The sequence below is a fragment of the Cohnella cellulosilytica genome (assembly GCF_042431195.1).
GTDB classification, from domain to species: Bacteria; Bacillota; Bacilli; order Paenibacillales; family Paenibacillaceae; genus Cohnella; species Cohnella cellulosilytica.
In genome coordinates, this window is record NZ_JBHMDN010000040.1 from 19325 (window position 1) to 32843 (window position 13519).

The following is a 13519-nucleotide window of genomic DNA, read 5'->3' on the forward strand; positions in this document are numbered from 1 at the left end:
TCCTCTTCAAAATCCCGTGTCCCTATATTTCCCCTCCCTCTCGCCTTCCTGCCGAATCCGCTGCCGGTACTCCGTCGCCTGCATGCCCATCACGTCCCGGAACGCGCGGATAAAGCTCTTGTAGCTCTCGTATCCGACCATGGCGGCGATGTCGACGATTTTATGCTCGGTCTCGGCCAACAGCCGCCGCGCTTTATCCAGACGGACGTCGCGCAAATATTCGGCGAAGCCCTTGCCGATATTTTTCTTGAACAGGTTGGAAAAGTAGGCGTAATTCAGCGATACGTGGTTGGACACCATCGCCAGGTCGAGCGGTTTATGATAGTTTTCGTGAATGAAACGGATCGCTTCGTTCAAGTCCTGCGAATTGCGGTAGCTGCACTTGAACTCGTAATAGAACTGGTTCAGCCGCAGCAGCTGCTGCTGCAGCGCCTGAATATAATCGCGGATGCCCGGATAATCGTACAGATTGCGCAGGCATTCGATGTCCAGCGCCCCCTCCCCCATATAAGGGTGGATGACGCGCTCGCTTTCCTCCAGCATCTGCACCACGGCCCGGCAGAGCTGCTCCGTATAGCGAATATGGCGGCGCTGCAGCACGTTTTTGTTGAAAATCGCGGAAATCCCCTCGGCGATCGTGCCTCCGTTCTTGGTCCCGATCATCTGGAACAGCGCGTACAGCTCCTCGTAGGGAATTTCCCATTGCCGCTCAAGCCCCTCGATATCCGCGGGCAGAAGGCAGCGCTTATCCGGAAACAGGTACCCGTGGCGGTACAGCTCCAATACTTGCGCATAGCTTTCCGGCAGCTCCTTTAATCCGTGCCGGGGACCGGTCATGGCCGCTACGGCGCCAATCCGCTCCTCCTTGAACGCCGCGGGCAGAGCCTCCGGATCGACGTCCGCGGCGACCGCGAGAATCAGATGCGGCCGATGCTGCAGACAGACGCAGCCCCGTCTGCCGTATACGCGGTAAGCGATCGATTCCATGCTGTGCGCGCTGTCGGCTCCCGGCTGGTTGATCCGCAGCTCCTCCCGCAGCAGAACCAGCCGGTAAGCGGCCCACAGCTCGGAATTTTGCCGCTCCGCCTGGCCGATCCACTCGTCGTCGCTCGCCGCGCCCTGCATGAACATGGCCAGCTCTTTCCGATCCGTCTCGCGGGCCCGCCGGGAGATGCGCTTAATATTGCGCGACAGCTCCTGCCGCGTTCTGATCTCCTGCGCGACATGCTCGATCGAAGCTTGCAGGTCCTCCCGCTTCACCGGCTTGAGCAAATAGCCTTTGGCCCCGAGTCCGATCGCTTTTTGCGCGTAAGCGAAATCGCCGTAGCCGCTGATGATCAGGAAATCGGCTTTCAGCCGCTCCTCCCTGGCGCGGGCCATCAGCTCCAGGCCGTCCATGTCCGGCATCCGAATGTCGGTGACGACCAGTTGGATGCTCTCCCGCTTCAGCAGCGCCAGCGCCTCGATCCCGTTGCCGGCGCAATGAATGCCGTCAAGCGGTACGGGAAACTGCCGCAGCATCGCCTGCAGCCCGTCGCGTATCTGCTTTTGATCGTCCACAATCAGCACATTGATCATCCTCTACCACCCCCCAAGGTTGGCGTTCTCCCAAGGCAAGCGGATCGTCACGCGCGTATAGGCGCCCTGCTCGCTGTCGATCCACAGGCCGCAATCTTTGCCGTAGTGAAGCTGCAGCCGCTTGTGCACGTTTTCCAGGCCCAGCCCGTTCTTGCTCGCGACGATCGGCGTGTCCGAATCGCCCCGCAGTGCGGCCTGCAAGCCGGCCAGCGTCTGCGGATCGACTCCCGCTCCGTCGTCCCGTATTTCCACGATCAGCTGCCGGTCGTTCTCCGCCTTGACGGAAATTTGGATGCGCACGCCGCCGCCCCTGGGCGCCGCGTGGTGAACCGCGTTCTCCACGATCGGCTGCAAACACATCTTCGGAATGGCGCAGCGGAGCACCTCCGAAGGAAGCTCCGCCGTCAAGACAAAATCGGCGCTCTCCATAAAGTTGACGAATTGAATGTAGCTTTGAATGTTGGCCAGCTCCTCGCCGAGGGCGACCGTGTCGTTGCGCCACTTCATGCTGTAGCGCAGCAGCGAGCCGAGCGACACGAGCGCTTCGGCGATAGCCGGCTGCTTCTGCACCTCCGCCAGCATGCGGATCGACTCCAGCGCGTTATACAGAAAATGCGAGTTGATCTGCGAATGCAGCGAGTGAAGCTGCGCGTTTTTGGCGATCAGCTGCTTATCCACAACCTGCGTCATCAGCCGCTTGATTTCGTCCAGCATATTGTTGTAGCTGACCGCCACCTCGTCGATCTCGTCGCCGGTTTCGTTCTCGCCGAGCCCGGTGTCGATTTTCGCGTCCAATTGCCCCCGGCGTACCTTGCGCATTGAGATCAGCACGCGATCGAGCCGCCGGAAAATGCGCCTGGTCGTATGCGATACCAGCAGCAGCATCAGCAGCAGCACGCACGCGGCGATCGCCGTCACCCAGACGTACCAGCTGCGCGGCCCCTTCATGAGCGCCTGATGGGAGGCAATATCCACCACATAGGCGTTCAGCGGGGCAATGTAGCGATAAATCGCATAGTAGGTCTGATCTCCCTCGGTGATTTTGACGGGACTTGTCTGCTGCAGCACGTCCAGCTGCCGATGAACGCGGCCAAGAATCGCGTTCAGCTCGCCGCCGGCATCGCGAACGAACGCATGCTCCGGATTGTACACATAACGGGAAGGGTTCGTTCCGTCCATCACGACAGAGAAGAAGTCTCCCCCTTTCTCCTCCAGCAGATCGCTGAAAAAGGCCGCATGATCGACGCGGATTTCCATAATGCTGGGCCGCTTCTGCTGCTGCCCCGGAAGACGCACGAGCCGATAATAGGACAGCGTGCGCTCGCCGTCCTTAAGCGCGAACAGGCGATAGGCCGAGCCGCCCTCCTCGCGCAGCGTCACCCAGAAATCCTGCGGCCAAAACCGGTCGTAATGGTAGATTTCGGGCCAGATTTCATACAAATTCGGATTATCGACATAAAAGCTGAGCTCGCTGATCATCTCGTTGCTTTGGATGATGTTGTGCATCTGCTCGAACTGGTTTTGCCTGAACTTAACGAGACGCAAGCCGTCCGCGCGCATATTCGTATGAATAAAATCGACGAACGCCTTCTGGGTCAGCGCGGTCGAGGAAACGTTTTCAATCATCGCCATCTTGCTGCGCAGCTGCTCGTTCAATCGCGCGACATGGCTGCCGCCCGTCGTCATCGCGTCCTTATAGAGCTGGTTCTGCTTAATCCCGATAAATAAAAAAGAGATCGCAATAGCCGGAACGGCGATCATGACGCTGAAAGCCAGAAACAGCTTGCGAGAGATGCGGGAATTGCGGTAAATCTTCCTGATTCGCGTCGGCAAAATTTTCAATTCGATGCCCTCCCCACCCCCATAATCGTACCACACAATGCTGCTTGGCGTTTAGGGCGTGTATGCATTACACGCCCTAGGGATGCGGGGGAAAACGGACCGCTTCGCAGGCTGTCCGAATCGGACAACTCGCTTGCGGGGCGGCCCCAGCTTTGCGTTACTGCGCCATTTTGGTTTTGCGGGCGTCCAGCTCGGTCTGGCGGTGCGCCATCACCTGCTCGAAGCCGTAATTGTCGCGCTTGGACAGGAAGCTTTCGAAGATTTTGTCGAAGGCGGCTTCGTCCTTGGCGGTAATCAGCTCGGGAACGACCTCCTCCCAGGTTTGCGAGATGCGCGACCACGACACCGCGACCTCGGAATCGCCGAGCGGGTCAAGCCCTTTGTAAATTCCGCTGTCGATGTCGGCCTGCGCGTTGGCGAAGTCCTCCATCTGCTTGATGACCGGCGCCTTCTCCGGACGCCACTGATTGACGATAACCGGGTTGCGCATCATCCAGTACGTGTCCATAATGCCGTATTCCTTCTCCAGCTTTTCAATATCGTTATCCAGCAATTGCACCAGCTCCGGCTTTAATGTCGGCTTGTCGCCCATCATGTCCCACATCTCGCCTTCCTTGCCGAGAAACAGGTCTCTTTGCCCTTCTTCGCTGGCCAGATAAGTCAGGAAACGGATGGCGCGCTCCGGATTTTTGGCCGATTTGCTGATCATCGTAACCATCCAGCCGTCCATGTTGCCCGGGAACAGCTTGGCGCTGTCGCCGTTGCTGTTCTGAGGACCGTCCACGGCGATATAGTAGGAATCCGGATTTTCGCTTGCGGCCAGCATCGGGTTAACCGCCGCCATGCCGTTCCATTCGCGAATCATCATAAAATAACGGCCGTTGTTCGTTTTCTCCTCTACCTGAGTGTCGGAGTCGACGAGGAAATCGACGTTGATCAGTCCGCGCTCGTAGGCGGTGCGGAACGTTTTCAGCCAAGCGACGTAGTCGGGATCGGTCATGCGGTCGTACACTTTGCCGTCCTGCTCGTGCGGAACGGCCAACAGGTTTTGCAAATACTCGGTCATTCCGTAAGGCACGTTGCCCTGCGCGAAGAACGGGCTCATCGGCTGGCCTTTGTACTGGGCGTAATTGTCCTTCAACAGCTGCAGCGCGTTCAGGAACCCTTCCGGAGTCGACAAATCCGGGCTGCCCATCTCCTCGTACAAATCCTTGCGCACGAGGAACGTCTGGTTGGCGGCGGTCATGCCGGTCTCATGCATCAGATTCGGGCTGTAGGAATCGTTCGGAATGCCGTACGTATTGCCGTTCTCCTGACGGTACCACTTCAGCGTGCCGTCGCCCGCCACCTTGAAGAAATACGGATCGTACTGCTCCGCCAGTTCGTTCAGGGCGTACACATGGTCGCCCTCCCACAGCTTTTTGACGGCGGTTTCCCAGGAGCCCATGCTGATCACGTCGGGCAGCTTGCCGGAGGTCATCATCAGCGTCATCTGCTCGTTGGCGTCGCCGGAAGGCACTTCGATTTTCACGTTGACGCCCGTCTTCTCGGTGATGTACTTGGAGTTCAAGCTGTCGCCCCAAGTGCGGCCGTACCAGGAAGCGCCTACAAACCAGGTCAGATCGACAGGGCTCGTATCCAGCTGCCACGCGGCAACTTCGGGATTCGGCTCCGGAGCGCCCGACGAGCTCTCGGACGGCTGCGCGGCGCTGCCGGACGGCTGGGCCGACGGCTTGCTTTCGTTATTTTCGGACTTCGAGCATGCGGCCAGGCCAAGCGCCAAAATCACCGCTAAAATCAGAGCCATGCCCGGTTGCAAAAGTTTGCGCTTCATTGCATGTTCATCCTCTCTTTGTTTCGTTTTGTATTTTTTGCTTACCCTTTGATCGCGCCGATCATGACCCCTTTGACGAGATAGCGCTGAATAAAAGGATAGAACACCAGAATAGGCAGCGTGGCCACCATCATGGAAGCGAACTTGATGGAATTGCCCGGCAGCTTCGCGCCGAACTGGGCCATCGCCTGCTGCTGCATGAACGACATGGAGTTTTCCGCAATGATTTTGTACAGCATCGTCTGCAGCGGCAAAATGTCCTGAGAGCGGATGTAGATGACGCCCTGATAATAATCGTTCCAATGATAGACGGCGGAAAACAGCGCTATCGTAGCAATGACCGCCATGCTGTTGGGCAGCACGATTCGGAACAGAACGCCGTAGTCCGAAGCGCCGTCCACTTTGGCCGACTCCTCCAGACTGTCGGGAATGGTGCGGAAGAAGCTGATGAAGATGACCATATTGAAAAAGGAATACATCGCCGGGATGATAAACACCAGGAAATTGTCGTACAGCCCCAGCTTGGTCATCAAAATAAACGTCGGAATCAGTCCGCCGGAGAACAGCATCGTGATCAGCGCGATTTTCATGTACACCTTGCGGCCGATCAGGTAGGTCTTGCTCAGGCCGTACGCGACGATGGCCGTAAACAGGACGTGCGCGACGGTTCCGATCACCGTGCGCAGGGTCGTAATATAGAAGCCGTTCATCAGCACCTTGTCGTTAAACACGACGCTGTAGCTGGCCAGCGACAGCTCCTTGGGAAACCAGTTGACCGTGCCCAGCAACGCCTGCTTGGGCGCGTTAAACGAGTTGACGAACACGAACCACATCGGATACAGCGTTGCAAAGCATACGATCAGCATCAACAAGCCGTTGAAGAGATCGAAGGCGCCGAAGCGGCCGATTTTTCTCTGCTGTCCCATCGTTTTCCCCCCTTATCAGAAAATGCCTTCGCCGCTAAGCTTTTTGGAAGCGGAGTTCGCCATGAACAGCAGCGCCAACGCCACGATGGAACGGGCAAACAGCACGGCCGTCGAGAAGGAGTGGCGACCGGACACGAGACCCATATTGTACACGTACAGGTCCAGGCTTTCGGCCATCTTCAGGTTCATGTTGTTCTTGAGCATGAAAATCTGGTCGAAGTTGCTGCCGAGCATGCCTGCGACCGCGAGAATAAACAAGATGGCGATGGTCGGGCGTATGCATTGAATCGTAATATGCCACATCCGCTGCCAGCGGTTGGCCCCGTCCAGCTCCGCCGCCTCGTACAAGCCGGGATCGACGCCGGAGATCGCGGCGATGTAGATGATCGCGCTCCAGCCGGTTTCCTTGAGCGTGTCGGAGAAATAGGTGATCCACCAGAAATACTTCGGATCGCTGATATACAAAATCTCGCGCTCCTGCAGCCCCAGCCCGACCAGCAGTTGGTTGACGACGCCGCCCTCGCCCATCCAGTTGAGCATAATGCCGCCGAAGATCGTCCAGGCGATAAAGTGCGGCAGATACGAAATCGTCTGCACCGTGCGCTTAAATCGAAGGTTGCGAATTTCGTTCAGCAGCAGGGCGAACAGAATCGGGATCGGAAAGCCCAGCGCCAGCTTGATCGCGCTCATCCCGAGCGTGTTGCGGATGGAGCGCCAGAAACGATCGTCCGAGACGAACGCCTCGAAATGCTTCAAGCCGACCAAGGGAGATTGCAGCATCGGCTTGGCAATGCTGTAATCCATAAAAGCAATAATGAGCCATAACATCGGAATGTAGCAAAAGACGAACATCCAGACGATGCCGGGAACCACCATGCTTTGCAACTGCCACTGCCTAAAAAACGCTTTCATCTGTCCGGTTTTGCGTTGGCCCATCTTGCCTGCCTCCTTCTCTTCCATCGTAAAAAAACGGACGCGCGAAAAAAAGGCCTCCGTTTTTGAAGCCATCCCATTTTTTTGGATTCGTTTGACTCGTCTGCGAAATTCAGTATTCTGGGAATATCACGGAGAGGGGTGCGAAGGATGAACAAGCTGGTGTGGCAGCAGGATTTCCGCAGCGGCGGGGCCGATTTGAATTTGTGGAATATTCGTCTGGGCAACGACCTGCTGGACGACGAGGGCAAACCGATAGATCCGGGGTGGGGCAACGGAGAACGGCAGTTCTACACGGGAAATCCCGGCAACCTGTATCTCGACGAATCGGGGCTGAACCTGTGCGCGCGCCGCGAAACCGTAGAGAAAGACGGGCGCAGCTTCGCTTATACATCCGCGCGGATCGATACGAGAGACCGCTTTTCCTTTCGCTACGGCAAGCTGGTCGTCCGCGCCAAGCTGCCGGCAGGAGACGGGCTGTGGCCCGCCATCTGGCTGCTTCCGCAGGACAAAGCGTACGGCGAGTGGCCCGCTTCCGGAGAGATCGACATGATGGAGGCCAGAGGGCGCCTGCCCCGACAAGTGTCCGGCACGCTGCACTACGGGAAGGATTGGGACCATAAAGTGACCGATGAATCCTCCTACGAGCTGGAAAACGGAACGATCAACGAATATCGCGATTACGGGCTTGAATGGAACGAAAGCTCCATCCGCTGGCTGGTGGACGGGCACTGCTATGCCGAGCGGCCCCTGGAGCCGGGCGTTATGCCGTTCGACCAGCCGTTCTACCTGGTGCTCAACCTGGCCGTCGGCGGCTGGTTCGACAACGTGCCGGTGGACGAGGCCGCGCTTCCGGGGGTCATGACGGTATCCGGCATTTGGCTTTACGAGTAGGCCTTGGCCGCCGATGAGGGGCTGCCCCATAAAATAAAGAAAGTCGTACAAAAAGATGATCGATGAATGGTTGCAAGTCGCATCTATCGCCTTCCGCTGCTATACGATCCTGAAATTTTGAACTGGTAAACCCGTAAATGGGTCATTTCAGGAACGTATGAGGCAGTCTCCAGGAGATAGATGCTTCTTCTTTTCCCATCGATCATCTTTCGGTGCGACTAAAAGCGAATCTCCTCGCCCTTCTCCGCCGACTCGTAAATACCGCACAGAATCTTCATCATCTCCACGCCGTCGGATACGGGACTAAGCGGTTGCCGGTCGTTCAGCACGCAATCGACGAAGTGGTCGATCTCGTTCTGGAACGCGCTCTCCAGATGGAAGCCCGGGTGGTCGGTCTGCGGTGTGACGTTCAGAATCGTATCGTGCTTCTCGAGCGCGAAGATCAGCTGCGGATCGATCTCCACGCCGCCCTTGTCGCCGTGAAGCCGAATCGTCGTCTTGTTCTCCTTGGCGTGGAGCGTAAAGCTTGCCTCCAACATCAGTGAAGCTCCGTTCTCGAAGCGGATCAGCGCGTTGGCCATATCCTCCACCGAATTGCGGGAAGCGTCGTAATCGGCCGTCCGGTAAGCGGACAAATGCTTAATGTTCGCGCGGTTGCCGAGCCTGCTATAAGCGTTCGCGGAGATCGACTTTACCTTCGGCCTCCCCATCAAATACCAGATCAGATCGAGGACATGGACGCCGATGTCGATGACCGGACCGCCTCCCGACCGGCTTTTGTCCGCGAACCAGCCGCCCGGATTGCCGATTCTGCGGATGCTGGAAGCATGGGCGTAATAAAATTCGCCGAATTCTCCCCGATCGGCGAACTGCTTGACGAGCTGCGCGTTGCCGTCGTATCGGCGGACGTAGCCGACCTGAAGCTTGCGTCCGCTGGCTCTAACCGCCTCCTCGATGCGCAGCGCGGCCTCGACCGTGGTACTGAGCGGCTTCTCGACGAGAACGTCCAGCCCGGCCTCCAGCGCCGCGACGGCGATCGGCTCGTGCGTATTGTTCCAGGTGCAGATGCTGACGGCGTCGAGCTCCCCCGAAGCGAACATCTCCCGGTAATCCGTATAAAACCCGGGCGCCCCGAAGCGGACCGCCGTCTCCCGCGCACGCCCCTCGTTAATATCGCAGATCGCGCGGATATCCGCGTCCGCGTTGGCCCGGTAGGCGTTCAAATGCAGCTCCGAGATCGTGCCGACGCCGACGATTCCGATTCTGGCTTGCGTCATGTCTCTTCATCCTCTCTGTAATGAACGATCAAATCCAGCAGCGTCGCCGCCGCGGTTCTTGTCTCCGCGAGCGACACCCATTCGTCGCTCGTATGCGCCTGCGCGATGGAGCCCGGCCCGAAGACGACGGTCGGGACGCCGACGCGCGCCAGCTTGCTCGCGTCCGTGCCGTAGGCCGCGCCCAGATTGCGCTTGCCCGCCGCGAACTTCTCCGTCGCCGCCTCCAACCGCCTGACGATCGGCGACCGCGGATCGACCTCCATCGCGTAGTCGACAATGAAGGGCTTGCCGACCGTCAGCGACAGCCCCGGCGTTCTCCGGGCCAACCCGTGCAGCCGTTCCTCGAGCGCGGCCCGCACCGCCAGCGGATCTTCTCCGGGCACGGTTCTGCGATCCACGGTCACCCGGCAGAAGCCCGGAATCGTATTGGGAGCGTCGCCGCCGACGATCTCGCTGACGCAATGCGTCGGGGGCCCGACCCAGGCATGCCGAAGCGCCTCGTAGCCGGGTTCTATCTCATTGCGCAGGAAGGAGAGAACCTCCGCCATGCTCTGAATCGCGTTGATCCCTTTCGCCGGCTCCGAGCTGTGGCCAGACATTCCGCGAACCTCGATATGGAATCGGACGCAGCCCTTGTGGGCGACAACGCGATGCAGCTCCGTCGGCTCCCCGACGACGGCGGCGTCGACCCTCAGCCGTCCGGCAGAGATGGCGCCCGCCAGCACCGAGACGCCGCGATATTCCACTTCCTCGTCCACGACGGCGGCCAGATGAACGCCGGTAGGAAGCGAGCCTCCGCTTCTCCCCAGCGTACCGACGGCGACGAGCATCGCGGCCAGCGAAGCTTTCGTGTCGCATGCCCCGCGCCCGTACAGCCGGCCGTCTTCGATTCGTCCGGCGAACGGATCGACGGTCATGCCGGTCGTCTGCACCGTATCCATATGCGCCTCCAGCAAGAGCATCGGCCCGTCTTCGGAGGCGGGCAGGCGGCCCAGCACGTTGCTGCGCCCCGGCAGGACGGGCTGCTCCTCGACGAGCGCGCCGTTCCGGCGCAAATAGTCGGCCGCGTAAGCGGCGACGCCCGCTTCTCCCGTCCCGCCGGCGAAAGCGGGATTGACGCTCGGAATCGCCACCAAGTCCCGCAGCACCGCATCGACCTCGCCGGGATCGATCTTCAAATTCGCCAACCGCTTCATTCCGTCGTCCCCTTCATTCGCCAAGCGGCGGGCCCGCGACCCGCCGCTTGGCCGTTATACGCGTTTCCTTGCCGAACGGTTCTCCCGTCCGGCCCGTCTTACGTACTGCAGCCGCGCGCGTCGACGATCAGCCATTCCACCACCTCGCCCGAACGAACGCCGGCGATGCGGTCCAGCAGATTGGGGAGCACGCAAGCATGGTTCGGGATCAGCTCCACCCGGTCGCCGACCCGAAGCCGGATGCGCGCCGGATCGAATTGCAGGAAGCCGTGCTCCTCGTTTAATCCCGCGATGGTCACCTCCGGCAGCCCGACCGCGATGCCGAAGCCGTCCCGCCGGTGCGCCCGATCGCTCGTCAGCGTCTTCGTGCCCGCGTCGATTGTCGCCCTTCCCGGCACCGGCACGCTGACGACGGTTGCGACGACGCGCAGCGCGCATTCGCTCTCCGCCGCCATTCCAATACCGACGCCCGAGGCGTCGAAGAAGACGTAATTGCCCGCGCGCACCTCGGTCACGCCCTCCAGCGCTTCCGCGTACATGCCGGCTGGGGTCGAGCCCGTGCTGACGATATCGGCGGCGACGCCGTTCTCCCGGAACAGCCTCGCGGTCGCCGCCATCGTCGCGGCCTCTTCCCTGACCGCCCGGGCCATGTCCGGTCCGTGCGCATGCTTGTAGACGTTGCCGAAGTACCCCATCAACCCGCGAATCTTGAGACCGGGCAGCTCCCGAGCCTCCAGGGCGAACCGCAGCGCGTCTCCGCCCGGCTGAAGCCCGCTGCGATGCAGTCCTCCGTCGATCTCGATCAGCACGGACACCGGCTTGCCGGTCGCGACGCCGACCGCGGACAAGCCTTCCGCAGCCGTCAGGCTGTCCGCGGTGACCAGCATATCCGTCTTCGCATGCAAAGCCTTGAATCGGTCCAGCTTGTCGGCGCCGACGATCGGATAGGCCAGCAGGAGATTCGGAATGCCTGCCGAGACGAAGACTTCCGCTTCGGAGAGCTTGGCGGCCGTCACGCCGATCGCGCCGGCCGCCAATTGCCTGCGGGCCACCGCGACCGATTTGTGCGATTTCAGATGCGGACGATGGAAGAGGCCTCGCGCTTTCAGCCGCTCGGCCATGGCCGCAATGTTCCCTTCCAGGATATCCAGATCGACGTAGACCGCCGGCGTCGGAAGCTCCGCCAATGCGCTCACGCTTCCTCCACCTCGACGATCAGCTCGATCTCGACCGGCGTATCGAACGGAAGCTCGTTGGCCGCCAGCGCCGAGCGCGCGTGTCTGCCCTTCTCGCCGAACACCTCGACGAGAAGGTCGGACGCGCCGTTAATGACGAACGGCTGGCGTGTAAAGCCGTCCGCGCTATTGACGAACGCCAGCATTTTGACGACCTGCTTGATTCGATCCAGCTCGCCCAGATGCTCCTTTAGCACGGCCAGCAAATTGATCGCGACCTGTCTGGCCGCGGCGTAGCCCTGCTCCACTGTCAGATCCGAGCCGACTTTGCCCGCAAGCATCAGCACGCCGTCGACGCGGCAGTCGTTCCCCGACGTATACACCAGGCTGCCAACCGTCTTCGCCGGCACGTATGTCGCCACGGCCGGGGGCACCGCCCCCAAGCGGATGCCCAGCTCGTCCAGCCGGCGTTCGATGCGGCCCGCCGTCATCTCTCCGCCCCGTCGACGTAGACGGATTCTCCGCGCTGTCGACGCGCCCATTCGGCGACGCGGGCGGGATCGCCTTCCCAGAGGCGCTCCCGGCCCCACTGGTTAGCCGCGGGCCGTCCGTCCCAGGTCACGCGGATGACCGGGAACAGGCGGGTTGGCGCTTCTTTCGGCAAGCCGTCGATGATCAGCTCGTCGCCCTCCTGGCGGAACGGCAGTTTCTGCCCGGTCGTCAGCAGCGTCACCTCGCGCACCTTCGCGACCAGATCGGCCAGTCTCAGCTGCGGCCGTCCGTCCCAGAACCGAATAATCAAATACAGATTGTCGCCCCGGGTCGTCTGGCGGCCCCGTGTAATAAACTCCGTCACGGAGCCGCCGTCGCTGCCGTAGATCGCTTCGCCGTGCACCTCAAGCCAGCGTCCGATCTCGTCGGCGCGTTGCAGAAACTCCGGAGGGAACAGACCGTCCGCCTGCGGCCCTACGTTCAGCAGCAGGTTGCCGCCGTGCGCCCCCCCTTTCTCTGCGCATTCGCACAGCATATCGAGCAGGTAGTCCGCGGGACGCCAGCGCTCGCCGAACACGTGGCTCCAGAGCCGCCACGTCGTCACCTGGCACGATTCCCACAGCCGCTTGCTGTCGGTGACAATCAGGTGCTCCGGCGTGCCGAAGTCCCCGAGCGTCTCCGAATCGCCGGCTCCGACGCCGCCGTCCGCGCGATAGCCGTCGTGCGCCTTCGAATAGCCGAGCCGGTTGTTGATCAGAATGTTGGGCTGCAGCTTGCGCATCTCCTCAACAAGCTCGACGCTGCCCAGATCGTCGGCATTGCGCGGCCAGACGCCGTCGAAGAAGAAATGGTCGATCCGCCCGTATTCGGTAAGCAGTTCCTTGACCTGGTTGTGCAAATATGCGCGTACCTTCGCCCAGCCCTCCGGATTGGTTTGCGGGCCTTCGAAGTACGCCGGAAGCCGCCAGTCGATCCAGGAATAGTAGAGGCCGACGCGCAGCCCGGCCTTGCGGAACGCCTCCGCGTATTCGCGCACGAAATCCCGCTTCGGCGCCTGCTTGGCGCTTGTATAGTCGGTATACGCGCTGTCCCACAGACAATACCCGTCGTGATGCCTTGTCGTCAGGCAGGCGTATTTAAAGCCGGCTTTCTTCGCTTGGTACGCCCACAGCTCGGCGTCGAAATGCTCGGGATTCCAGCGGCATGCTTGTTCTGCGTAAGCTTGTTGGTCCAGATGCTCCCGAAACAGCACCTGTTCCCCCCGTCCGTGCTCCGCATAGGGCCCCCAGTGGATAAACAGGCCGTAACGGCTTTCCGTAAACCATTTCCATTTGTCCGGAACTTCGAAAGCTGGTCTAGTCATGTTTGCGCA

Annotated in this window: 11 protein-coding genes; 1 reads left to right on the forward strand and 10 read right to left on the reverse strand. The window is 60.3% G+C overall.

Going from position 1 to position 13519, the window contains the following annotated elements; genetic code table 11:
• Window positions 1–6: 6 nt before the first annotated feature.
• From ACFFT4_RS26190 to ACFFT4_RS26210, 5 genes are all read right to left on the reverse strand, one after another.
• On the reverse strand, window positions 7–1578 hold the full coding sequence (locus ACFFT4_RS26190; protein WP_378051964.1) for a response regulator transcription factor: 1572 nt from the start codon (window positions 1576–1578) through the stop codon (window positions 7–9).
• Between the two features lie 3 nt (window positions 1579–1581).
• Entirely contained in the window at window positions 1582–3420 is a 1839-nt protein-coding gene (locus ACFFT4_RS26195; RefSeq protein ID WP_378051965.1) for a sensor histidine kinase, read from the reverse strand.
• Between the two features lie 157 nt (window positions 3421–3577).
• Window positions 3578–5254 (reverse strand): extracellular solute-binding protein, encoded by a 1677-nt coding sequence (locus ACFFT4_RS26200; RefSeq protein ID WP_378051966.1) that lies wholly within the window; start codon window positions 5252–5254, stop codon window positions 3578–3580.
• Window positions 5255–5295: 41 nt separating this feature from the next.
• A complete protein-coding gene (locus ACFFT4_RS26205; RefSeq protein WP_378051967.1) occupies window positions 5296–6180 on the reverse strand; it encodes a carbohydrate ABC transporter permease in 885 nt (294 codons plus the stop codon).
• A gap of 15 nt (window positions 6181–6195) precedes the next feature.
• Window positions 6196–7116 carry an ABC transporter permease gene (locus tag ACFFT4_RS26210; protein ID WP_378051968.1) on the reverse strand — a complete coding sequence of 307 codons (921 nt, stop codon included), beginning with the start codon at window positions 7114–7116 and terminating at the stop codon, window positions 6196–6198.
• A 147-nt stretch (window positions 7117–7263) separates the two neighbouring features.
• Here ACFFT4_RS26210 and ACFFT4_RS26215 point away from each other — a divergent pair, with 147 nt between their 5' ends.
• A complete protein-coding gene (locus ACFFT4_RS26215; protein WP_378051969.1) occupies window positions 7264–8007 on the forward strand; it encodes a glycoside hydrolase family 16 protein in 744 nt (247 codons plus the stop codon).
• A gap of 218 nt (window positions 8008–8225) precedes the next feature.
• Here ACFFT4_RS26215 and ACFFT4_RS26220 read toward each other — a convergent pair whose 3' ends face one another.
• From ACFFT4_RS26220 to ACFFT4_RS26240, 5 genes are all read right to left on the reverse strand, one after another.
• The gene (locus ACFFT4_RS26220; protein ID WP_378051970.1) at window positions 8226–9284 is read right to left on the reverse strand and encodes a Gfo/Idh/MocA family protein; all 1059 of its coding nucleotides are present in this window, start codon (window positions 9282–9284) and stop codon (window positions 8226–8228) included.
• On the reverse strand, window positions 9281–10480 hold the full coding sequence (locus tag ACFFT4_RS26225) for a M20 family metallopeptidase (RefSeq protein WP_378051971.1): 1200 nt from the start codon (window positions 10478–10480) through the stop codon (window positions 9281–9283). The genes ACFFT4_RS26220 and ACFFT4_RS26225 overlap by 4 nt, the downstream gene beginning before the upstream one ends.
• Window positions 10481–10578: 98 nt before the next feature.
• Window positions 10579–11676: an alanine racemase gene (locus ACFFT4_RS26230; protein WP_378051972.1), complete on the reverse strand. Its 1098-nt coding sequence runs from the start codon at window positions 11674–11676 to the stop codon at window positions 10579–10581.
• Window positions 11673–12146 (reverse strand): RidA family protein, encoded by a 474-nt coding sequence (locus ACFFT4_RS26235; RefSeq protein ID WP_378051973.1) that lies wholly within the window; start codon window positions 12144–12146, stop codon window positions 11673–11675. Before ACFFT4_RS26235 ends, ACFFT4_RS26230 begins: the two co-directional genes overlap by 4 nt.
• Complete coding sequence (locus tag ACFFT4_RS26240) at window positions 12143–13510, reverse strand: alpha-L-fucosidase (RefSeq protein WP_378051974.1); 1368 nt, start codon at window positions 13508–13510, stop codon at window positions 12143–12145. Before ACFFT4_RS26240 ends, ACFFT4_RS26235 begins: the two co-directional genes overlap by 4 nt.
• Window positions 13511–13519 lie beyond the last annotated feature (9 nt).